Below are 20,595 nucleotides of genomic sequence, written 5' to 3'. Positions count from 1 at the left end.
TCTCCCCACGCCTCTCGGAGGCATCCATGGAAACCCGTTTTCTCGGCCGCTCCGGCCTGAAGGTCTCTGCGCTGGGCTTCGGCGCCGGCACGTTTGGCGGCAAAGGCCCGCTGTTCAGCGCCTGGGGCAATACCGATGTGACCGAAGCGCGCCGGATGATCGACCTCAGTCTTGACGCCGGCCTTACCTTCTTCGACACCGCCGACGTGTATTCCGATGGCGCGTCGGAATCCATCCTCGGCGAAGCACTGCGCGGGCGCCGCGACCGGGTGATCCTCTCCAGCAAGACAGGATTGCGCCTGGGCGAAGGCGCCAACGACGCGGGGACCTCGCGCTTGCGCCTGCTCAAGGCGGTGGACGCCTCGCTGAAGCGTCTCGGCACCGACTACCTGGACCTGCTGCAGCTCCACGCCTTCGACGCGATGACGCCCATCGAGGAAACACTCTCCACACTGGACCACCTGGTCCGCGCCGGCAAGGTGCGGTACCTGGGCGTTTCCAACTTCTCCGGATGGCAGTTGATGAAGTCGCTGGGCATCGCCGATCGTCACGGCTGGTCGCGCTACGTCGCCAACCAGACCTACTACTCGTTGATCGGTCGCGACTACGAATGGGAACTGATGCCGCTGGGCATCGACCAGGGCGTGGGTGCGGTCGTGTGGAGCCCGCTGGGCTGGGGCCGTCTGACCGGCAAGCTGCGACGCGACCAGCCCTTTCCCGCCGGCAGTCGACTGCACGACACCGCTGACATCGGCCCGCCAGTGGACGAGCAGTGCCTGTTCCGCGTCATCGATGCGCTGGATATCGTCGCAGAGGAAACCGGCAAGTCGATACCGCAGATCGCCATCAACTGGTTGCTGCAGCGCCCCACCGTTTCGACCGTCCTGATCGGCGCGCGCAACGAGGAACAGCTGCGACAGAACCTGGGTGCCATCGGCTGGCAGCTGACGGCCGACCAGATCGCGCGCCTGGATGCGGCCAGCGCGATGGAAGCCCCGTATCCCTACTATCCCTACTGGCGCGGGCAGTTCTCCGAACGCAGTCCGCTGCCTGTCCAGGCCTTTCCCCCACATGCCGGAGCCGCCCCATGAAAGCCGTTGCACTTACCCGCTACCTGCCCATCGACGATCCGCAATCACTGCTGGATGTCGAACTCGGAACGCCCATCGCCACCGGTCACGACATCCTCGTGCGCGTGGAAGCCGTGTCGGTGAACCCGGTCGACACGAAGGTGCGCGCGCCGAAGCCGCAGATCGAGGCGCAACCTAAGGTGCTCGGCTACGACGCCGCCGGCGTGGTGGAAGCCGTCGGCGAGGCGGTGACGCGCTTCAAGCCCGGCGACGCGGTCTACTACGCGGGCGACATCACCCGCCCCGGCAGCAATGCGCAGTTCCAGCTGGTCGACGAACGCATCGTCGGCCGCAAGCCCGCGTCTCTGGACTTCGCGCAGGCCGCTGCCTTGCCGCTGACGACCATCACGGCATGGGAGCTGCTGTTCGACCGCATGCCTTACGCCCTCGAGGGCGGCGGTGCCGGCAAGTCGCTGCTCGTCATCGCCGGCGCGGGTGGCGTGGGCTCGATCGCGATCCAGCTGGCGAAGCGCGCCGGCTTCACCGTGATCGCCACCGCCTCGCGGCAGGACACCATCGACTGGTGCATGTCGCTGGGAGCGGACCATGTGATCAACCATCGCCAGGCGCTGGGTCCGCAGCTGAAGGCGCTGGGCTTCGACAACATCGATGCCGCCCTGAACCTGGCCGATACCGACCGCTACTGGACCGAACTGGGCGACCTGCTGGCGCCGCTGGGCCACGTCGGCCTGATCGTCGAACCCAAGGGCGAACTGCGGATCGGCGACCCCTACAAGGCCAAGAGCATCGGCATCCACTGGGAAATGATGTTCGCCCGCCCGCGCTTCCGTACCGCCGACATGGGCGAACAGGGCGCACTGCTGGACCGCGTGGCGGACCTGATAGACGCCGGCGATGTACGCGGCACGCTGACTGGCACGCTGTCGCCGATCAATGCGGCGAACCTGCGCGAAGCCCATCGCCGGCTGGAATCCGGCACCACCATCGGCAAGCTCGTGCTCGCCGGCTGGTAGAGCTGCCGCCGTCGGGCATGGGGGACGGAAAGGGCGCCGGCGGCCGGGTGGGAACAGCTACCGGCGCCCCGGCGACTTGCGATATCGTGGCTGGCCGCAGCGCGCTCCGGCGCGATCCGCCCGCCTTTCCGATCCCGCCATGCCCTTTTCCCCGGCGCTGCCGCGCCCGCCACATCACAATGCCAGCCCACCGCGGCGGTGCGTGCGGCCATGACGCAGGCGCCCGCCCTGTTCCCGTTGCTGCCCAGCGGCCTGTTCGGCCCCCTGGCGTCGCCCAACCGGGAACACTACTGGCTGCTGCTGTGCCGGCTGTTCGATGAGTTCTTCGGGCCGGACGCGCCGGTGCCACCCAGCATGGGTTTCCAGCGCCGCGAGATCACCGCGGCGCTGGAGCGCTATCTGCTCGCCGATGACCCCTGGGAAGACGAGGACGGCGATACCCCGGACACGCCACTGCCGGTCAGGGTCAACAACATCTACGACCGTTTCCGTGGCGCGGGCTGGCTGCGGCAGGAACGGGTCGGCGCGCGCGAGATGGTCACCATGCCGCCGGTCGTGCACCAGTTCCTCTCGCTGCTGGTCGAGTTCGCCGAGCATGGCCCGACCTTCGTCTCGGCGAAGATGCGCTCGATCGAACACCAGCTGCAGCAGGTGGCGGAGGGCAAGGCCGCCGGCGACGCCCTGGACGAGGCCGCCGACCAGGCGCGTCGGCTGCTGGTGTCGCTGTCCTCGATGAGCCTGCAGGTCCGCGACCTGATGCCGGAGCTGAGCAAGGCCGAATCCACCGCGCAGTTCGCGCGCCAGTGGTTCGAGCGCTACGTGAGCGAATTCTTCATCGGCGACTACGCCGAGCTGCACACCGGCGATCACCCGCTGGCGCGGCGCAGCGCGATCCTGTCGATGGCGCAGCAGATCGAGACCGGCGAGCGCCGCACGGCGCTGCTGGCCTGGTACCGCGAGCATGTCGGCGGCGGCGACGCCGGGCGCGGCAGCCAGCGCTTCGCGCGCAGCCTGCGGCGCCTGCGCGAACTCGACCGCATCGACGAATACCTGGGCCGGCTGGACGACGACATCCGCCAGGCCAACCGTCGCGCGCTGGCCTTCCTCGACTATCGCCTGCGTGCGCCCGACAAGCTGGACATCCTGCTGCGCCGTGCCTGCCGTGGCGTGCAGCACGCGCCGGAAGGCGAACTGCGCCTGCCGGTGGCGCCGGGCGCGCTGATGGATACCAGCCGCCTGCGCCCGCCGCGGCAGAAGCCGCAACCCATCCCGCGCAGCGCCAACGCCACGCAGCCGCCAACGCCGGAACAACTGGCCCGGCTCAGCCTGCTGCGGCGGATGAAGCGCGCACGGCTGGTCACCGCCGAGGACATGGCCCGCTACGTCGGCCCGCACCTGGAGACGACGGACGCCGTCGAATCGGGCGCGTTCTCCATCGCCAGCATCGAGGAGCTGCGCGCCTACCAGACCCTGCTCACGCTCGCGCTGCGCAGCCACCGCGCAGGCGGCCTGCGGCGCGAAGACCCGCTGGGCCGCCTGCTGCGCGACTACCGCGTCGAACTGCTCGACGCCGGCGGGCACGACGATAACGGCTACCTGCGCGCGCCACGCTTCGTCGTGCGCCGCATCGGTACGCCCTCACGGAAAACCGCATGAAACGCACCTGGAACACGCTCAGCCAACTCTCCAACGGCGTCTACGCCGTGCAGGACTTCGAACGCGCCGCCTACCGGCTGGTGGTAGAACAGGTGCTGTATGCGAGCGACCGCGGCACGCGGCTGGCCTACCACCTGGTGGAAGACCACTTCGACGATTTCATCGCCGTGCTGGCACCGCTCGGCATCCGCCTGGAACGCAACGCGCACTACCGCTACGTGGTGGCGCTGCCCGCCCACGCCGAGGGTGTGCCCGTGACCCTGGCCGAAACCCTGTTGCTGCTGGTGCTGCGCCAGCGCTACGACGAAGCGATGCGGCAGGGGATGGTGGAGGACGAAGGCGTCGTCACCATCGAACTCCCGGAGCTGCAGGAGGCCTACCAGGCCCTGGCGGGACGGCCGATGCCCGATGTCGGCACCCTTCGCGAACTGGCCCGCACGCTGAAGCGCTGGGGCACGTGCCGGCTGGTGGAGTCGGAACCGGACGATCCCCAGCCGTTCCACCTGCAGGTGCGGCCCGCCATCGTCGAGATCGTCGGCGAACAGTGGCTGCAACGGCTGGACCAGCACAACCGCGACGACGATGCCGACGCGGCCGACAATGACGACGTCATGGAGGACGGCGATGCAGCAGCTTGAGCGCGTGCACCTGGTGCAGTTCTTCCTGTTCGAGGCGCAGACCCTGGAACTGGACGCCACCACCGCCATCATCGCGCCCAACGGCGCGGGCAAGAGCGCCTTGCTCGATGCGCTGCAGATCGTGCTGCTGGGCGGCGACCGCAGCCGCATCCGGTTCAACGCGCAGGCCGGCGGCAGCCATCGCGCGCGCACCATCCGCGACTACTGCCTGGGCGTGTTCCGCAGCGGCGACGAAGGACGCAAGCGGCGCACCGCCACCACCTACATCTCGCTGGTGTTCCGCGACACCGACACCGGCGAAGCACTGACCGCTGGTATCGCCCTGGGCGCCTCGGTGGACGAACCCGACCATCGGCTGCACGGGCTGTACCTGCTGCCGGGCGTGGCGCTGGACCTGGCCGACCACGTGGAACAGGTCAAGGGCAAGGAACTGCCGCTGGCCTGGGCGACCTTCCGCGAGATGGCGCTGCGCCGCTGCAAGGTGGCCGGCGGCGCGCCCGAGTTGCACACCGTCGCCGAGCGCTTCGTCAAGGATCTGCTGCTGCGCCTGCGCGCTTCGCCTACCGCCAGCCCCGACATCAACGCCTACCGCAAGGCCTTCCTCAACGCGCTCAACCTGCAGCGCGTGGAGGACGTGGACCTGTTCGTGCGCACGCTGGTCGCCGAGGATCGGCCCACCGACATCGCCCGCTTCCGCGCCCTGCTGGAGAGCTTCCGCCAGATCCGCGACCGCATCGAACAGGTGCGCCAGCGCATCGAAGCCGCCGAAGGCGTGGAGCGGCAGTACGACCGCATCGCCACCCAGGCTGTACGTGCCGCGTCCTACCGCGCCCTGGCGGCCGAGTACGCGCGGGATCTGTACGGCGAACAACTGGAACGGGCCGAAGGCGCGGTCACCACAGCGGAAGACGCCCTGGCGGACACCCGCCGCCGCCTGGTCGATGCGCGCGCCGAGCGCGACACCCTGCGCGATGAGCAGGCACGTGCCAACGCCCGCCTGCAGGGGAACAGCGGCTATGGCGAACAGGCGCAGCTGGACGAACTGGCCGGCCGCGACCGCGAACGCCTGGCGCAGTTGAACAAGGAACTGCTGCGCGAGATCGGATTCGTGCGCGACACCTTCCGCCAGCTCGACGCGCTCGCACTCGGCGGTATCGAGGCGGGTGCCGTGGATGCCGCGCGCGCGGACTGGGATGCCTGGCACACGGCGCTGTCGGCGCTCGCGGACGGCGATGCCCTGCCGTGGACGCCGGAAGACCTGTTCGCGCGCGCACGCCAGGCGCTGCGCGCGGCAGAACCCTTGCGCGAGAAGGTCGACCAGCATGCCCGCCACCTGCATGCCGCCCACGACAAGGCACGCGATGCACTGCTGGCCGCGCGGCAGAACCAGAAGCGACTGGCCGCCGGCCAGGCGGAGCTGCACGCCGACACCGTGCGGTTGATGAGCTATCTGCGCGAGGCCGGCATCGATGCCCGCCCGGTCTGCGACCTGGTGCGGGTCGCCGATGCCGCCTGGCAGCCCGCCATCGAAGCCTACCTGCGCAGCAACGTCGAGGCGCTGCTGATTCCCGCCGCGGATGAGGAGCGCGCGGTCAAGCTGTATCGCAGCCTGTCCGGCGGGCGCTCGGTCTATGGCGTGAAACTGGCCTTGTCCAGTCAGGCGCGCGATGTGCGCGGCAAGGAGGCAGCGGCCGGCAGCGTTGCCGCGCTGCTGGACGGCGTCAACGCCGACGCCCTGGCGTTCCTGCGCCGGCAACTCGGCGAACTGCGCTGCGTGGACACCGAAGCCGAGCTGGTGCGGAGTCGTCAGGGCCTGACCCGCGATGGCCTGCTGGCGCGCGGCGGCAGCATCGAGCGGCTGCGCCTGCCTGCCGCCGGCGAGCTGCGCATCGGCGCATCCGACAATCGGGCCCGTTTGCGCGTGCTGCACGAAGAGATCGAAAAGGCGGAACGCGAGGTGCGCGAGATCGAGCCCCTCCTGCGCCGCGCCGACGACAGCCAGCGCAGCCTGGCGCGGCTGGCCGATGCCGATGTGGTGGCGCAGGCGCTGCACGAGCGCGCGATCGAGCACCGCCAGGTCGCAGGACGCTACCGCACCGCGCAGGAAAGCCGCCTCGCCGCGCTGGATCCGGACCTGCTACGCCTGTCCGACGCAGTGCGCACGCTCGCCGCGCAACTGGGCGAGTGCGAGACACGTACCGACGCGCTGGTCGGACAGGAAGCCGTGGCCGTGGCCGACCTGGACCGCAGCCGCCGCCTGCTCGCGGGCCTGCGTGAGCAGGAGCAACGGGTCGCCCGCCGCGCCGTGGATGCCTTCAAGGATCCCGATGTCGACCCCAACCTGATCGAACGCCACCGCGACGAACTGGACGCGAAGGTCGAGTCGCTGGAGGAGCGCGGGGCCACCTGCGAACGACGCGCCGACGAGAGTGACCGGCAGCTCGCCAAGCTGCTGCCGGAAGCCTGGAGCGCGCTGGCGCAGTATGCGCGCGACCACAGCCTGGACGTCGACTTCGACGCCAACGCCTGGCGGCCGGCGCTGGCGCTGCTGCAGCGCGAACTGGCCCAGCTGCGCGACACCGACCTGGTGCGCTACGAAGGCGAGGCGCGCCAGGCCTACGACACCGCCGTGGACACCTTCCGCGCCGGCGTCGCCGCCGCGCTCAACGACAACTTCATCCGCCTGCGCCAGCAGATCGCCACGCTCAACCGGACGTTGCGCAGCAGCCCGCCGTTCTCCAACAACGAGCGCTACCAGTTCCATTACGACGTGGTGCCGGAGTTCCGTGAACTGGAGCGCTTCATCCGGCGCGCCGTGGATGTCGGCGGCGAGGACACCCTGTTCGGCACGGCCGGGGAAGTACCGGCGGCGTTCCGCGACCTGATCGAGGACGGAGCTGCCGCGCGTACCGCCACCTCGCCGCTGGACGACTACCGCCGTTTCTTCCGCTTCGAGGTGCAGATCCGCCAGGACGACACCGTGATCGGCACGCTCAGCGAGCGCATGCGCTCCGGTTCCGGTGGTGAGCACCGCGCGCCGCTGTACGTGATCGCCGGTGCCGCGCTGGCGGCGGCCTACGGCAAGAGTGAGGCGCATCCGGGCGGCCTGGGGCTGATCCTGCTGGACGAATTCGGCGACAAGATCGACGCGCAGAACGCGCGCGCCACCACCAACTACCTGCGCTCGCTGGGGCTGCAGCTGGTACTGGCCGCACCCGACACGGCGCAGGGCACGCTGAGCGGCGTGCTGGACAGCTACATCGAACTGTTCCGCGACGGCGACCTGCTGCAGGCCGAGCGCATCGAAGTGCAGGCCGCGGCGCGCGCACTCCTGCTGTCCGACCAGTTCGACCTGCATCCGGAACTGCTGGCCGAGGAGACCGCCCGCATCGAAAGGCAGCAGGCGCCTGCGTGAGCGACGCCCGGCGCGTGCTGGAGCGGCTGCTGCGCAAGGGCGAACGCGCCCGGCTGCGTGGCGATGCCACTCCCGCCTCGCTGCCGATGACCACCGAAGCCAGCGCGCGCGACTACCTGTCGCTGCGCACCCTGGCCGAACGCGAGACCTTCCACGCGCAGATCTCCGTCGCCGAACACGCGGGAGCCATCGCCGCGCAACGCGACCGGCATCGCGGCGACGGCGACCGCCTGCTACGGCTCACCGTGGTCGATCTCGACGCACTCGCCAGCCACCTGGGTGTGCCCCTTCTGGACGCCCGCGTCCGCGAAGCCGCCAGGGTCCTGTCGCCATGGCGGCCGCACTTCCCCGTGCTGGACGACGTGCTGGCCGCATGGCGGGCCGATCGCAAGGTGCGCGGCCACGGTCCGGAAGCGGCACCCGATCTGGCCGACGCCGCACTGGCGGTGCACGCCCGTCTCGCCGACGAGTCCCACGAACGCATCCTCCGCCGCGAGAGCGCGCGCCTGTTCGCCGGCCGTCCGCTCGCGAGCAAACGGTTGGAGCAGCTCACCCCCTGGCTGGACCTGCTGGCGAGTGGCCAGCTGGTCGCCGACGGTCCGATCGAGAAGGAACACGTCTGGGCCGCGCTGGGCCTGAGGCGCGAGCCACAGCCGCTGCTGGTCGCAGGCCCAGGCACTCTGCTGATGGACAGCGACGTGGCGCTGCCGCTCGCCACGACCTTCCTCGGCGTACCGCTCGACGCCGTGCGGGGGGTGCGGACGGACGCCGCTTGCGTCCTGAGCGTGGAGAACCTCGCCAGCTTCCATGACGCCGCCCGCGCGGCGGGTGCCGACCGCGTGCTGGTGGTCTACACCGGCGGCATGCCGTCCCCGGCCTGGCGGCGCGCCTATGTCCGACTGCTGCGTTCGCTGCCCCCGGACATGCCGGTGTGGCATTGGGGCGACATCGACGGGGGCGGCTTCCGGATCGCCGCTGTGCTGGCGGACACGCTGTCCGCCACCGGGCACCGGTTGCAGCCCTGGCGCATGTCACCTGCCGCACTCGCGCGTTCGGCGCTTCCCGGGGTATACGTGCCGGACGCGGCTGTCCTGGGCGCCATGTGCCGATGGGCCGAGCGCGCGGGCTGGGACGGCATCGCCGCCGAACTGCGTTCGCATCCGCTGTGCCTGGAACAGGAAGCCCTACCCGCCGAACTGCCCCACGCCCACCACGCACCATGACCCACCTCCGCGCATGCGGGCGCTTGCGTGCCCCCGCGATTCGCGGCATCGTGCGCCCTTCCATACGCAAGCGTATCCATCGCCCGCATGACGTCGACCACCATCGAATCCCCGCCCTACCCCCACCTGTTCACACCGCTGGACCTGGGCTTCACCATGATCCGCAACCGGGTGCTGATGGGCTCGATGCACACGGGGCTGGAGGACCGGGCGAAGGATTTCCCGCGCCTGGCGGCGTACTTCGCCGAGCGGGCGGCCGGCGGCGTGGGCCTGATCGTCACCGGCGGCTTCTCGCCCAACCTCGTGGGCTGGCTGAAGCCGTTCGGCGGCAAGCTGTCGTGGCCGTGGGAGGCCCGGCCGCACAAGTTCGTGACCAAGGCGGTCCATGAGCACGGCGCCAAGATCTGCGCCCAGTTGCTGCATGCGGGTCGCTACGGCTATCACCCGCTGACGGTCGCACCATCGAAGCTGAAGGCGCCCATCAATCCGTTCACCCCGCGCGCGTTGTCGGCTCGCGGCATCGAACGCCAGATCAGCGCCTACGCCAACGCCGCGAAGCTGGCGCGCGACGCTGGCTACGACGGCGTGGAAATCATGGGTTCGGAAGGCTATTTCATCAACGAATTCACCGCGCCGCGCACCAACAAGCGCGACGACGCCTGGGGCGGCACGCCGGAGAAGCGCATGCGCTTCGCGGTGGAGATCGTGCGTCGTGTGCGCGAGGCGGTGGGCCCGGACTTCATCATCATCTACCGCCTGTCGCTGCTGGACCTGGTGGAGGACGGCAACCAGTGGGACGAGATCGTCCAGCAGGCCAAGGCCGTGGAAGCCGCCGGTGCCACGATCATCAACTCCGGCATCGGCTGGCACGAGGCGCGCGTGCCGACCATCGTCACCTCGGTGCCGCGCGCGGCTTTCGTGGACGTGACCGCCAAGCTCAAGCCGCACGTGCGGGTGCCGCTGGTGGCGACCAACCGGATCAACATGCCGGAGGTGGCCGAGGGCATCCTCGCCGCCGGCAAGGCGGACATGGTCTCGCTGGCGCGTCCGCTGCTGGCCGATCCGCAGTGGGCGGCCAAGGCGCGCGCCGGCACGCCCCAGGCCATCAACACCTGCATCGCCTGCAACCAGGCCTGCCTGGACCACGTGTTCGAAAACAAGCTGGCCAGCTGCCTGGTCAATCCGCGCGCCTGCCACGAGACGGACCTCACCTACAGGAAAACGTTCGCGCCGAAGACCGTCGCCGTGGTCGGCGCGGGCCCGGCGGGACTGGCCTGCGCGACGGTCGCCGCAGAGCGCGGCCACCGCGTGACCCTGTTCGATGCGGCCGACGAGATCGGCGGGCAGTTCAACTACGCCAAGCGGATTCCCGGCAAGGAGGAATTCCACGAGACGCTGCGCTACTTCCGCCACCGGCTGGAGGAAACCCGGGTAGACGTAAAGTTGTCGACCCCAGTGACTGCGGCCGACCTGACCGGCTTCGACGAAGTCGTGCTGGCCACCGGCATCACCCCGCGCAGGGTCGCCTTCCCCGGCGCTGACCACGCCAAGGTCGTCAGCTACGTGGACGTGCTGTCGGGCCGGGTGACGGTGGGCGCCCGCGCCGCGCTGATCGGGGCCGGCGGCATCGGCTTCGACGTGGCCGAATACCTGACCCATGAGGGCCATTCCCCCTCGCTGGACCCGGCCCGCTGGATGGCCGAATGGGGCGTGGACCCAACCTTCGAGACCCGCGGCAGTCTGGTGAGGCCGCAGCCGGAACCGCCGGCCCGCGAGGTCTGGCTGCTGCAGCGCAGTCCCGGCAAGCCGGGCGCCCGCCTGGGCAAGACCAGCGGCTGGGTGCACCGGGCCACGCTGAAGGCCAAGCAGGTGAAGATGCTGGGTGGCGTGGAGTACCTGGGCGTGGACGACGCCGGCCTGCGGATCAAGGTGGACGGCGCGGAGCATCTGCTGCCGGTCGACCACGTGGTGGTCTGCGCCGGCCAGGAACCGCGCCGCGAGCTGCAGGCCGACCTGATCGCGGCGGGCAAGACACCCCACCTGATCGGCGGCGCCGATGTCGCCGCCGAGCTCGACGCCAAGCGCGCCATCGACCAGGGCAGCCGGCTGGCCGCCCGCCTGTAAGGCACTCGGCCTACCAGGCAGCCGGCACACCCGCTCTGTAGGAGCGCCCCTTGGGCGCGATGCTCTTCGCGTACCCTGAGCAACGGCATCGCGCCCATGGGGCGCTCCTACAGGGGGTAGACGGCACTGTCAGGCAACGCGGCTTCGCGCTTGTCGCATCCGTCGCGGGTAGTACAGGTGCGACACCGCTCACACTTTCCAGCCAGATCAAGCCCCCCGCCGTCAAGCCTGCCCGTTCAGGCCAAGTTGGGACGCCCCCCCCTACCTTGCGCGCACTTTCCGGCCCGCCGCCCAGTTCAGGCGGGCTGAGCCCGGCGCTCGGACCCCCTCGGGGTCAGGCCTTGCCGGTCCCCGGGCAGCCCGTGTGAAGGCTGCCTCCCCATGACGCCCTGCCGCATGTCCCAGGTTTGCCGCTCCCAGCGTGACGGGAGAGGCAGGGGTGCGGGAAAGACGGAGCAAGGAGTTCCCATGAAACTGGCCTGGATCCTATGGCTGTCGCAGATGTTGCCGCAGCCGGCCGCCGATTCGCTTTGCCTCAGCACCACCGTGTACCTGGAAGCCCGCGACCAGACCCTGCGCGGCCAGCAGGCCGTCGCCGAGGTGGCCCTGCGCCGCCGCGACAGCGGCCTCTGGGGCGATTCCGTCTGCTCCGTGGTCACCGCCCGCAAGCAGTTCGCCCCGACCATCGTCGGCCCCAATACCCGCCTCAGGAACTCCGACGCCTGGGCCAAGTCGGTCAGCGTGGCGCTCAACGCCGAGCGCAACTGGGCCCTGCCGCCCGGCCAGCGCAAGGAGATCGTGCCGGGCGCCAGCCACTTCATGGCGCATCAGATCGCCAATCCCAGCTGGCGCAACGCATACCACGTGGCGACGATTGGCGATCACACCTTCCTGCGCGTGCAGAAGCTCAAGCCCCGCTCCTGAAAGTAACCCAAGCCCTTCTCTATCCGGGCGCGTTGCGACGCGTTTGAATTCACCATAGCCATTCCTTCAGGGGGGCGCCCCTGCGGGAGAGGGCAAGGGGTGAGGGCCGACAGCCGCGATGCAACCGAGCACATCGCACTGAACGCGACGATCCGTTGCACCCCGCATGACGCTGCAATCATTGAAGGCCCGCGATAATCGCGGGCCTTTCTTTTTCCCAAGGGGACACCATGAAGCTCTATACCAAGCCCGGCGCGTGCTCGACCGCCGACCACATCGCGCTGCAGTGGACGGGTCAGCCGTTCGACGTGCAGGTGATGACGACCGCCGAGATGAAGGAGCCGGCGTACCTGGCGATCAATCCCACCGGGGCGGTGCCCGCCATCGTCGATGGCGATTTCGTGCTGACCCAGAACGCCGCGATCATGGGCTACATCGCCGATACGTATCCTCAGGCGCACCTGGCCGGCGACGGTTCGCCGCAGCAGCGCGCGCAGGCAGCGAAGTGGCTGGCCTTCGTCAATTCGGACCTGCACCCGGCGTTCCACCCGCTGTTCGGGCCGGCGCGCTTCATCGGCGACGAAGCGCAGTTCGAGGCGGTGAAGGATGCGGCGCGCCGGCGTCTGCGCGGCATGTACGAAACCGCCGAGAAGCAGCTCGAAGGTCGCGATTGGCTGGCCGGTTTCCGCAGCTTCGCCGACCCGTATTTCTACATCACGCTGCGCTGGGCAGACCGCACGGGCGTGGACCTGTCGGGTCTGCCGAACATTGCCGCGTTCAAGCAGCGCATGGAGGCCGATGCCGGCGTGCAGGCTGCGTTGAAGGCCGAAGGCCTGGCCTGATCGCGGACGGCGCGCATCAGGCCACCGACGCGCGCACGTCCTCCAGCCAGCGGGTGGCGAAGGTGTGGTCGCGCGCCTTCGTCATCGCGGTGGCGATGTCGGGCAGCAGGGCTTCCAGGTCGTCCGCGCTGGCGCAGCGCTCGACCTTGAGCTGCAGGAAGTAGCCCTTCAGGCCGATGTGCGCGCGGATGTCGTCGGTGATGCGCGAATACAGCAGGTTGTAGCGCTCGGCGGGGGTCATGGCCGACGCGGACGCGCCATCGTTCGGTTTCGTGGCGGCCACCGCGGCCAGCATCGAGGCGGCACCGGAGCGGCGTTCGATCAGGCCATCCGCCGCCAGCTGGCTGAGCGCATCGTCGGGCGCATGCAGGCCGCTCATCATGGCCTGCAGTTCGTCGTCGCTGCGCTGGCCGTCGACCAGCAACAGGATCGAACGCAGTCCCGCCGGCAGCTTGCGCGTGCGCTGCTGGATCTCGTTGCGTCCAGCCTCGGTCTTGCTCCATCTGGTCTGCATGGCATCCCCCCACGCCGCGCGGTGGGCCCCTCCCACGGCTACGGCGTTCCCCTGTCCGCCAGTAGTACCGCGGCGTGGCCGCCCGGGGCTGCCACACGGGTCACACAAACGACACGGGGCCGCCCGACCTTGGTCGAAACGGCCCCGCGGTTCGGCGGCGCGGACCTCAGCGCTGGTCCAACGGAACGAATTCCAGATCCTCGGGACCCGTGTAGTTGGCGCTGGGGCGGATGATCTTGCCGTCGATGCGCTGCTCGATGACGTGCGCGCTCCAGCCGCTGGTGCGCGCGATCACGAACAGCGGCGTGAACATCGCCGTCGGCACGCCCATCATGTGGTAGCTGACCGCACTGAACCAGTCCAGGTTGGGGAACATCTTCTTGATGTCCCACATCACCGACTCCAGCCGTTCGGCGATGTCGTACATCTTCATGTTCGACTGCTCGGCCGACAGGTCCTTCGCCACCTGCTTGATGACTTCGTTGCGCGGGTCGCCGACGGTATAGACCGGATGACCGAAGCCGATCACAACTTCCTTGCGCTCCACGCGCGCCTTGATGTCGGCTTCCGCTTCGTCGGGCGACTCGTAGCGCTTCTGCACTTCGAAGGCCACTTCGTTCGCACCACCGTGCTTCGGGCCGCGCAGCGCGCCGATGCCACCGGCGATGGCCGAATACATGTCGCTGCCGGTGCCGGCGATGACACGGCAGGTGAAGGTGGAGGCGTTGAATTCGTGCTCGGCGTACAGGATCAGCGAAGTGTGCATCGCGCGCACCCAGGACTCGCGCGGCTTCTCGCCATGCAGCAGGTGCAGGAAGTGGCCGCCGATGGAGTCGTCGTCGGTTTCCACGTCGATGGCGCGGCCGTTGTGGCTCCAGTGGTACCAGTACAGCAGCATCGAGCCGAGCGAGGCCATCAGCTTGTCGGCGATATCGCGCGCGCCCGGATGATTGTGGTCGTCCTTCTCCGGCGACACGCAGCCCAGCACGGACACGCCGGTGCGCATCACGTCCATCGGGTGCGCGGACGGCGGCAGTTCCTCCAGCGCGGCCTTCACCGCCGCCGGGATGCCGCGCAGCGCCTTCAGCTTGGCCTTGTAGGCCGCCAGTTCGGCGCGGTTGGGCAACTTGCCATGCACCAGCAGGTGGGCGATCTCCTCGAACTCGCTGGTCGTGGCGATGTCGAGGATGTCGTAGCCGCGGTAGTGCAGGTCGTTGCCGCTGCGGCCGACCGTGCACAGCGCGGTATTTCCCGCGGCGGTGCCGGACAGGGCGACGGACTTCTTCGGCTTGAAGCCGGGTGCGGGTGTGGTTTCGCTCATGATGGACTCCCTACGTCACTTCTTTGCGGAAAACAGGGTATCGAGCTTCTGCTCGAAGGCGTGGTAACCGATGCGGTCGTACAGTTCCTCGCGGGTCTGCATGCTGTCGACCACGTTCTTCTGGTGGCCGTCGCGGCGGATCGCTTCGTACACGGTCTCGGCGGCCTTGTTCATCGCGCGGAACGCCGACAGCGGATACAGCTGGATCGCCACGCCGACCGAGGCCAGTTCCTCGCGGGTGAACAGCGGCGTCTTGCCGAACTCGGTGATGTTGGCCAATACCGGCACCTTCACCGCATCGACGAAACGCTGATAGGTGGGCAGGTCGTAGGCGGCCTCGGCGAAGATACCGTCGGCACCTGCCTCGACGCAGGCGATGGCGCGCTCGATGGCGGCGTCCACGCCTTCGACCTGGATGGCGTCGGTGCGCGCGATCAGGAAGAAATCCGGATCGGTCCTCGCATCGGCGGCCGCCTTCACGCGGTCGACCATCTCGCCGGCCGACACGATTTCCTTGCCCGGGCGATGGCCGCAACGCTTGGCGCCGACCTGGTCCTCGATGTGGCAGGCCGCCGCGCCGGCCTTGATCAGCGACTTCACCGTGCGCTCGATGTTGAACGCGCTGGGACCGAAGCCGGTGTCGATGTCGACCATCAGCGGCAGGTCGCAGACGTCGGTGATGCGGCGCACGTCGATCAGCACGTCTTCGAGCGTATTGATACCCAGATCGGGCAGGCCGAGCGATCCTGCGGCGACGCCGCCACCGGACAGATAGATCGCCCGGTAGCCGGCGCGCTTGGCCAGCAGGGCGTGGTTGGCGTTGATGGCGCCGATCACCTGCAGCGGCGATTCGGCGGCGAGCGCGGTGCGGAATTTCGCGCCAGCGGAAACGGAACTCATGGGAACTCCTCTCGATCTGGCGCCCGCATGTGCCGGCCGCCGGAGGTGCGTGAAGGGTACGCCCCTCTTCGGGAAGCAAATCTGGCACCATCCGCAGGGTTGATCAATCTTGATCGAACGAATCAATATTTCCACATGGCCTCTGCGACCGACCTCCTGTCCGCCCGCGACACCTGCCGGCTACTGGGTATCAGCCAGGCCACGCTGTACGCGTACGTCAGCCGCGGCCTGCTGGAGTCGCGCCCGGGCAAGGACCACCGCAGCCGCCTGTATCTGCGCCAGGACGTGGAGCGGCTGGCCCAGCGCAAGCAGGTGGGGCGTGGCGCGGCCCGGGGCGCGGCGCAGAGCCTGGACCGGGGCCTGCCGGTGCTGGAGACGCAGATCTCCCTGATCCGGCCGGATGGCCCGTACTACCGGGGCCGGTCGGCGATCGGCATGGTCCACGACGGCGCCACGCTGGAAGACGTCGCGCGGCAACTCTGGGATTGCGGGGAGGACGACCCGTTCACCGCGCCTTCGCCGACCCAATGGCCGGCGGTGGTCGCGTCACTGGCCACCGATGCCTCGCTGCCGCCGTTGGAGCGCGCGATGGCGACCATCCCGCTGTTGGCACTGGACGTGCGCCACTCCTTCAATTCGGCGCCCCGCGTGCGCCACGAGATCGCCGCGGGGCTGCTGCGCCACAACGCCGCACTGCTGGTGGCCCAGCCGCCGTCCGGTGCGCCGGTGCACCGTGTGCTCGCGCAGGCCTGGCATCCGGGCGACGACGGCTTCGCCGACCTCGTGCGCGCCGCGCTGGTGGTCTGCGCCGATCACGAATTGAATGTCTCCGCGTTCGCCGCGCGCGTGGTCGCCTCCACCGGTGCGCACCTGCACGCCACCGTCTGCAGCGGCCTCGCCGCGCTGTCGGGGCCACGCCACGGCGGCGCCACGGCACGCGCGTACGCGCTGATCGCGGACGCGCGCGAGGCCGGGCATGCGCGCCGCTTCATCAGTGAACGCTGGCAGCGCGGCGACGATCTTCCCGGCTTCGGCCACGCGCTGTATCCGCAGGGCGATCCGCGGGGCGCCGAACTGCTGGCACGCGCACGCGAACGCCATGCGGGCGAGCGCGAGATGGCCGCACTGGAAACGCTGATCGCCGCTACCGAAGACATCAGCGGCCTGCGACCAAACATCGATTTCATGCTCGCCGCGATCTGCCATCTCAACCGACTGCCGGCGACGCCGGCGCTGGTGATGTTCGCCGCAGGACGCCTGGCCGGCTGGCTGGCGCATGCGCTGGAACAGCAGGCGCAGGGTCGCCTGATCCGTCCACGCGCCCGCTACACGGGCATCACGCCGGCGGCGTGATGCCCGCGCGCGAGTTTGACATCGCGGACGCATGCGGGGACCCTGCGGATGTCCGTCCACCGTGTCGCCTGCAATGCGCCCTGCCCTCCTCCTGTGCCTGCTGTTGACGATGATGACGCCCACCACCATCGCCCGGAATGCCGACAATCCTCACGCACCGACCGCGGCCTCCACGCCGGTGCCGCCCCCGCCTGCCTGGTTGCCCGGCCTGGAGGCGCGCTACGACGCCGAGTTGCGTGCTGCCGGGCTCGACGACCGTGTGTTCACCGCTGAGCACTGGTGGACCGTGACCACGCCGCTGCTGGAGCGCACGCGCGGTTTCCATGTGGAAGAAATCGGCCGCAGCGTGGAGAACCGTCCGCTGCGCCACGTGCGCTGGGGCGAAGGCAGGACGCAGGTACTGCTCTGGTCGCAGATGCACGGCGACGAGAGCACGGCCTCGATGGTGCTGTCGGACCTGTTCCGCTTCCTCGGCGAACACCCGGACGATCCGCAGGTGAAGGCGCTGCGCGAGAACACCACGCTGCACTTCCTGCCTATCCTCAATCCCGACGGCGCCGCGCGTTTTCAGCGTCGCAACGTACAGGGCATCGACATCAACCGCGATGCGCGCATGCTGGCGACGCCTGAAGCGCGCACGCTGAAGGCGCTGTACGACAAGGTGAAGCCGATGTACGGCTTCAACCTGCACGACCAGCGCGTCGGCTACCGCGCCGGCGACTCCGACCGCGGCACCGCCATCGCATTGTTGTCGCCGCCGTACAACCACGCCGCCGACGTCAACGATGTGCGCACGCGCGCCATCGAAGTGGCGGGCGTGATCCGCACGGCGCTGGAACCTTACCTGGCCGGCCATATCGCGCGCTGGGACGAAACCTTCGACCCGCGCGCGTTCGGCGACCTCACCACGCAATGGGGCGCCAGCACCGTGCTGATCGAGGCCGGCGGCATCGAGGGCGACGTGCAGAAGCAGCGCCTGCGCAAGCTCTACTTCCTCGGCCTGGTGGCGGCGCTGGACAGCATCGCGACGGGCAGCCACCAGGGTGTATCGCCTGCGCTCTACCGCGAACTGCCGGAGAACGGCGACGTGTGGCCCGACCTGCTGGTGCGCGGCGGCACGCTGGCCGTGCCCGGCCGGCCGCCGATGAAGGCCGACCTGCTGGTCAACTTCCGCAACCCATTGATGGAAACCGACGGTGCAATCGCCGATGTCGGCGATCTCGGCAGAAAGAAGGCGCGCCGCACCATCAACGCACGCGACCTGTTCATCGTGCCGATCCCTGGACATGCGGGCGAACGCACGCTGATCGAAGCCAACGACGACGGCGACAACGACGAGCCGCCCTCGCCTCTGCCGCTCACGCCGGGCGCGAGCGCGCACTTTGTGCTCAGCCGCGATCCGCAGGGCCGCGACGTGGTGTGGACGCTGGACGGCAGCGTGGATCCGGCGGCGCCCTCGCCACCCGCGCGCTGATCTTCAGCTACCGACTTCCGGCCCGCGCTGCAGCGCGCGCTTCACTTCCTCCAGCGCGTTGGGATCGTCCAACGTGGACAGGTCGCCGGGATCGGCGCCCTGCGCCAGCGCCTGCAGCGAGCGCCGCAGCAGCTTGCCGGAGCGCGTCTTCGGTAGCGCATTGACGATGTAGACGCGCGCCGGCCGCGCGACCGCGCCCAGGCTCTGCTCCACCGTGCGCCGCATGCCATCGGCGGCCTGCACGCGCTCATGCGGTTCGTCGGTGGCCTGGCGCAGCGTCGCGAATACCACCGGCACCTGCCCTTTCAGTTCGTCGGCCACGCCGATCACGGCGGCTTCCGCCACGGCCGGGAAGCCGGAGACGGATTCCTCGATCTCGCGCGTGCCCAGGCGATGCCCGGCGACGTTGATGACGTCGTCGGTGCGGCCGAGGATGAAGGTGTAGCCGTCCTCGTCGCGGATCGCCCAGTCCAGCGAGCTGTACAGCAGTTCCTTGAAATGGCTGAAATAGCTGGAGAGAAAGCGTGCGTCGTCGTTCCAGATCGTCGTCATGCACCCCGGCGGCAGCGGCGGCTGCATGACCAGCACGCCCTTCTGGCCGGGCCCGACGTCCTCGCCGGTGCTTTCGTCGATCACCTTCATCCTGTAGCCGAGATTCGGGAAGCCGGGCGAGCCGAAGCGCACCGGCTTCATGTCCAGGCCCGGCAGCAACGTCAACGCGGGCCAACCGGTCTCGGTCTGCCAGTAGTTGTCGATCACCGGCTTGCCCAAGGCATCGGTGATCCAGTGCGCCGTCGGCTCGTCGAGCGGCTCGCCCGCGAGGAACAGGTATTTCAGCTCGGACAGGTCGTGGCGCTTGATGAAGTCGATGTCATGCTTCTTGAGTACGCGCACCGCCGTCGGCGAGGAGAACATCGTGCGCACGCCGTACTGCTCGCACAGCGCCCACCAGATGCCGGCATCCGGATGGGTCGGCAGGCCCTCGTAGAGCACCGAGGTCGCGCCGACGATCAGCGGGCCGTACACGTTGTAGGAATGACCCACCGCCCAGCCCACGTCCGAGGTGGAGAACATCACCTGCCCGGGCCCCACGTCGAACACCGTGCGCATCGACAGCGCCATAGCCACGGCATAGCCGCCGACATCCCGCTGCACGCCCTTGGGCTTGCCCGTGGTGCCGGAGGTGTAGAGCAGATAGCTGGGCTCGTTCGACTCGAGCCATTCGACCGGCACCTCGGCGTCGCCGACGGCGGCGCGCAACGTGGCGTAGTCCTCATCGCGGCCCGCCACCTTCGGCTCGGCCGCATCCAGCCCGCGCGAGACGATCAGCACCCTGGCCGGCGGCGTGGCGGCCTTCGCGCAGGCCTCGTCCACCAGCGGCTTGTACGGGATCACCTTGCCGCCGCGGCTTCCCGCATCGGCGGCGATCAACAGCTTCGGCTGCGCGTCGTCGATGCGCAGCGCCAGGTTGTGCGCGGCGAAGCCTCCGAACACCACCGAATGCACCGCGCCGATGCGCGCGCACGCCAGCATCGCGAACACGGCCTCGGCCATGTTGGGCATGTAGATGACCACGCGGTCGCCGCGGCCGACATCGAGCTTCTTCAGCACCGCGGCGAAGGCGTTCACTTCGCGGTAGAGGTCCCGGTAGGTCAGCTCGCGGGTGACATCGGTCTCGGTGGACACCGCCACCAGCGCCAGCTGATCGCCGCGTTCGGCAAGGTGGCGATCCACCGCGTTGTAGCAGAGATTGGTGTGCCCGCCGACGAACCAGCGGCGGAACGGGGGATTGGAATAGTCCAGCACCTGCTGCGGCGGCACATGCCAGTGGATGGCCTTCGCCTCCTCGCCCCAGAAGGCCTCGGGCTGCTCGATCGAGCGCCGGTAGACGTCTTCGTATGCCATGCGATCCTCCCAGATCCGACAGCCGGCACCAGCATAGACCTGCCCCGTCGCGGCCACCTTCCTACCTTGGTCGCATGGCGCCCCCTGGAGGCATCCACGCACGTCGCTCGTCACGCGTCGCAACGCGCCCGGATGGTGAACCATCGGAGTGGCGATGCGCGATGCCGCAAAAAGAACGCCGGGCATAAGCCCGGCGTTCTTC

15 protein-coding genes are annotated in these 20,595 nt (G+C 69.2%); 11 read left to right on the top strand and 4 right to left on the bottom strand.

Annotated elements, in window-relative coordinates; all coding sequences use genetic code 11:
• The first annotated feature begins 26 nt into the window (after positions 1–26).
• The 9 genes from IAE60_RS08740 (at position 27) to IAE60_RS08700 (ending at position 12,926) form a co-directional block, all read left to right on the top strand.
• Positions 27–1,091 (top strand): aldo/keto reductase, encoded by a 1,065-nt coding sequence (locus IAE60_RS08740; RefSeq protein WP_187574548.1) that lies wholly within the window; start codon positions 27–29, stop codon positions 1,089–1,091.
• Positions 1,088–2,104, top strand: a complete 1,017-nt coding sequence (locus IAE60_RS08735) for a zinc-binding alcohol dehydrogenase family protein (RefSeq protein WP_187574547.1) — start codon at positions 1,088–1,090, stop codon at positions 2,102–2,104. Before IAE60_RS08740 ends, IAE60_RS08735 begins: the two co-directional genes overlap by 4 nt.
• A 210-nt stretch (positions 2,105–2,314) precedes the next feature.
• Entirely contained in the window at positions 2,315–3,760 is a 1,446-nt protein-coding gene (locus IAE60_RS08730; RefSeq protein ID WP_187574546.1) for a Wadjet anti-phage system protein JetA family protein, read from the top strand.
• On the top strand, positions 3,757–4,398 hold the full coding sequence (locus IAE60_RS08725) for a DUF4194 domain-containing protein (protein WP_187574545.1): 642 nt from the start codon (positions 3,757–3,759) through the stop codon (positions 4,396–4,398). The genes IAE60_RS08730 and IAE60_RS08725 overlap by 4 nt, the downstream gene beginning before the upstream one ends.
• On the top strand, positions 4,385–7,813 hold the full coding sequence (locus tag IAE60_RS08720) for an SbcC/MukB-like Walker B domain-containing protein (RefSeq protein ID WP_187574544.1): 3,429 nt from the start codon (positions 4,385–4,387) through the stop codon (positions 7,811–7,813). Before IAE60_RS08725 ends, IAE60_RS08720 begins: the two co-directional genes overlap by 14 nt.
• A complete protein-coding gene (locus IAE60_RS08715) occupies positions 7,810–9,036 on the top strand; it encodes a Wadjet anti-phage system protein JetD domain-containing protein (protein WP_187574543.1) in 1,227 nt (408 codons plus the stop codon). Before IAE60_RS08720 ends, IAE60_RS08715 begins: the two co-directional genes overlap by 4 nt.
• Before the next feature lie 87 nt (positions 9,037–9,123).
• Positions 9,124–11,160: an NADPH-dependent 2,4-dienoyl-CoA reductase gene (locus IAE60_RS08710; RefSeq protein WP_187574542.1), complete on the top strand. Its 2,037-nt coding sequence runs from the start codon at positions 9,124–9,126 to the stop codon at positions 11,158–11,160.
• Between the two features lie 468 nt (positions 11,161–11,628).
• Positions 11,629–12,084: a cell wall hydrolase gene (locus tag IAE60_RS08705; protein WP_162109763.1), complete on the top strand. Its 456-nt coding sequence runs from the start codon at positions 11,629–11,631 to the stop codon at positions 12,082–12,084.
• A gap of 230 nt (positions 12,085–12,314) precedes the next feature.
• Positions 12,315–12,926, top strand: a complete 612-nt coding sequence (locus IAE60_RS08700) for a glutathione S-transferase family protein (protein ID WP_187574541.1) — start codon at positions 12,315–12,317, stop codon at positions 12,924–12,926.
• 16 nt (positions 12,927–12,942) lie between these two features.
• On the opposite strand, the gene IAE60_RS08695 is transcribed toward IAE60_RS08700, so the two are convergent.
• From IAE60_RS08695 to prpB, 3 genes are all read right to left on the bottom strand, one after another.
• Complete coding sequence (locus tag IAE60_RS08695; protein WP_187574540.1) at positions 12,943–13,440, bottom strand: hypothetical protein; 498 nt, start codon at positions 13,438–13,440, stop codon at positions 12,943–12,945.
• A gap of 166 nt (positions 13,441–13,606) precedes the next feature.
• The gene (gene prpC / locus IAE60_RS08690; protein ID WP_162109766.1) at positions 13,607–14,761 is read right to left on the bottom strand and encodes a bifunctional 2-methylcitrate synthase/citrate synthase; all 1,155 of its coding nucleotides are present in this window, start codon (positions 14,759–14,761) and stop codon (positions 13,607–13,609) included.
• A 15-nt stretch (positions 14,762–14,776) separates the two neighbouring features.
• Positions 14,777–15,661: a methylisocitrate lyase gene (gene prpB / locus IAE60_RS08685; RefSeq protein ID WP_187574539.1), complete on the bottom strand. Its 885-nt coding sequence runs from the start codon at positions 15,659–15,661 to the stop codon at positions 14,777–14,779.
• Between the two features lie 135 nt (positions 15,662–15,796).
• Between prpB and IAE60_RS08680 the strand changes: the two genes are divergently transcribed.
• Together IAE60_RS08680 and IAE60_RS08675 are read left to right on the top strand one after the other, a co-directional pair.
• The gene (locus tag IAE60_RS08680) at positions 15,797–17,014 is read left to right on the top strand and encodes a citrate synthase family protein (RefSeq protein ID WP_187574538.1); all 1,218 of its coding nucleotides are present in this window, start codon (positions 15,797–15,799) and stop codon (positions 17,012–17,014) included.
• A gap of 73 nt (positions 17,015–17,087) precedes the next feature.
• The gene (locus tag IAE60_RS08675; RefSeq protein ID WP_187574537.1) at positions 17,088–18,488 is read left to right on the top strand and encodes a M14 family zinc carboxypeptidase; all 1,401 of its coding nucleotides are present in this window, start codon (positions 17,088–17,090) and stop codon (positions 18,486–18,488) included.
• A gap of 3 nt (positions 18,489–18,491) precedes the next feature.
• On the opposite strand, the gene prpE is transcribed toward IAE60_RS08675, so the two are convergent.
• A complete protein-coding gene (gene prpE / locus IAE60_RS08670; protein WP_187574536.1) occupies positions 18,492–20,393 on the bottom strand; it encodes a propionate--CoA ligase in 1,902 nt (633 codons plus the stop codon).
• Positions 20,394–20,595: the final 202 nt, after the last annotated feature.

This window comes from Pseudoxanthomonas mexicana, from assembly GCF_014397415.1.
In the GTDB taxonomy this organism is placed as follows: domain Bacteria; phylum Pseudomonadota; class Gammaproteobacteria; order Xanthomonadales; family Xanthomonadaceae; genus Pseudoxanthomonas_A; species Pseudoxanthomonas_A mexicana.
Note: the sequence above shows the minus strand (reverse complement) of the source record. Positions and strands in the feature narration are given on the sequence as shown.

Coding starts and splice junctions, on each gene's coding strand:
- IAE60_RS08680 (WP_187574538.1), top strand. CDS start 15,797: ATGGCCTCTGCGACCGACCTCCTGTCCGCCCGCGACACCTGCCGGCTA.
- IAE60_RS08710 (WP_187574542.1), top strand. CDS start 9,124: ATGACGTCGACCACCATCGAATCCCCGCCCTACCCCCACCTGTTCACA.
- IAE60_RS08725 (WP_187574545.1), top strand. CDS start 3,757: ATGAAACGCACCTGGAACACGCTCAGCCAACTCTCCAACGGCGTCTAC.
- prpB (WP_187574539.1), bottom strand. CDS start 15,661: ATGAGTTCCGTTTCCGCTGGCGCGAAATTCCGCACCGCGCTCGCCGCC.
- IAE60_RS08740 (WP_187574548.1), top strand. CDS start 27: ATGGAAACCCGTTTTCTCGGCCGCTCCGGCCTGAAGGTCTCTGCGCTG.
- IAE60_RS08695 (WP_187574540.1), bottom strand. CDS start 13,440: ATGCAGACCAGATGGAGCAAGACCGAGGCTGGACGCAACGAGATCCAG.
- prpC (WP_162109766.1), bottom strand. CDS start 14,761: ATGAGCGAAACCACACCCGCACCCGGCTTCAAGCCGAAGAAGTCCGTC.
- IAE60_RS08735 (WP_187574547.1), top strand. CDS start 1,088: ATGAAAGCCGTTGCACTTACCCGCTACCTGCCCATCGACGATCCGCAA.
- IAE60_RS08700 (WP_187574541.1), top strand. CDS start 12,315: ATGAAGCTCTATACCAAGCCCGGCGCGTGCTCGACCGCCGACCACATC.
- IAE60_RS08675 (WP_187574537.1), top strand. CDS start 17,088: ATGCGCCCTGCCCTCCTCCTGTGCCTGCTGTTGACGATGATGACGCCC.
- IAE60_RS08705 (WP_162109763.1), top strand. CDS start 11,629: ATGAAACTGGCCTGGATCCTATGGCTGTCGCAGATGTTGCCGCAGCCG.
- prpE (WP_187574536.1), bottom strand. CDS start 20,393: ATGGCATACGAAGACGTCTACCGGCGCTCGATCGAGCAGCCCGAGGCC.
- IAE60_RS08720 (WP_187574544.1), top strand. CDS start 4,385: ATGCAGCAGCTTGAGCGCGTGCACCTGGTGCAGTTCTTCCTGTTCGAG.
- IAE60_RS08730 (WP_187574546.1), top strand. CDS start 2,315: ATGACGCAGGCGCCCGCCCTGTTCCCGTTGCTGCCCAGCGGCCTGTTC.